Source organism: Janthinobacterium sp. GW460-12-1-14-LB5, assembly GCF_059423585.1.
Genome location: NZ_JBWKYD010000067.1, coordinates 1 through 1237 on the forward strand (window position 1 = coordinate 1; position 1237 = coordinate 1237).

At 59.6% G+C, this 1237-nt stretch carries 1 protein-coding gene; it reads left to right on the top strand.

The features are described from left to right. Positions 1-68 precede the first annotated feature (68 nt). On the top strand, positions 69-1217 hold the full coding sequence (locus AC07X6_RS28530; protein WP_494793220.1) for an IS5 family transposase: 1149 nt from the start codon (positions 69-71) through the stop codon (positions 1215-1217). The last annotated feature ends 20 nt before the right edge of the window (positions 1218-1237 follow it).

Sequence of the window (1237 nt, forward strand, 5' to 3'; positions counted from 1 at the left end):
CTAAGAGGGTGTAGACAAAATCAACAACGAAGTTGTGGCATGCTATCTCGATGTGGGAGGAGCATGCCATGGCAGCAACACATCCACTCGACGGCACTGAACCGTCAAGCAGCGCTGGTGGCAGACCGCCAGCGCTGAAGCCTGAGCATATCGCCATTTTGCACGATATCGTCATGGAACGCGCCCAGGCCAGCTTGCAGGAAATCGCCGATGAACTGCATCACCGCTGTGGTCTACGCGTGTGCACAGCAACAATTCGTCGTGCGCTACGCGCGCTAGGCGTTGTACGGCTCAAGCCGGTACGCCGGACGTGCGCAGTGCGAGCCGAGGGATCCAATCGGTATGGCTACACGGCAGCCCACAGGCGCGAGGCCATCTCGCCGTATAGCACGAACCTGACAGATGCTGAATGGGAACTGGTTGCTGATTTGTTCGAGCGTATGCCGGGACAGCGAGGCACCCCCGCGCGCTACAGTCGCCGCGATCTCGTCAATGCATGTTCTTACGTGCTGCGCACCGGCTGCGCATGGCGGCTACTACCGGAGACGTTTCCACCCTGGCAGGCGGTCTACAAGGCGTTTTCGCGCTGGGTTGGCGCAGGTGTATTCGAACAGATGCAAGACCGGCTGCGCGAACAATGGCGTGTACGTATGGGACGCGCAAGTACGCCAAGCGCGGCAATCATTGATGCACAGTCCACCCGTATCTCGCCGCAAGGTGGCACAAGCGGATTTGATGCAGGCAAGAAGGTCAAAGGACGCAAGCGTCATCTCGTCGTCGATACGATGGGGTTGATCATCGCCGTGTCGGTCACCGCCGCGAGCGTGCAAGACCGGGATGCGGCGGCAGCCGTGGTGACGCAAGCGTGCAGCAAGAGCCCTCGCCTCGACAAGCTCTATACCGACGGCGCGTATGGCGGAAAATGTGCGCATGCCATCGAGCAGGCGCACCGTATTCGCGTTGAAGTGGTTCGTCATCCAGCCAATGGCACGACCGGAACGCTGCACGATCCCAAGACCACCCCTGAAGACGCTGCGGGTGTGAATGCCGGATTCATGGTCCTTCCCATGCGCTGGGTCGTCGAAAGGACCCATGCATGGACTGAACGCTGGCGCCGCACGGTGATGCATCACGACCGCAAACTCGATGTCTCGGCAGCTTGGGTCTGGTTGGCAGAGGCGCGCATGCTACTCAACAGACTTGCTTATAAGGGTTAATTTCGTCTACACCCTGTAAG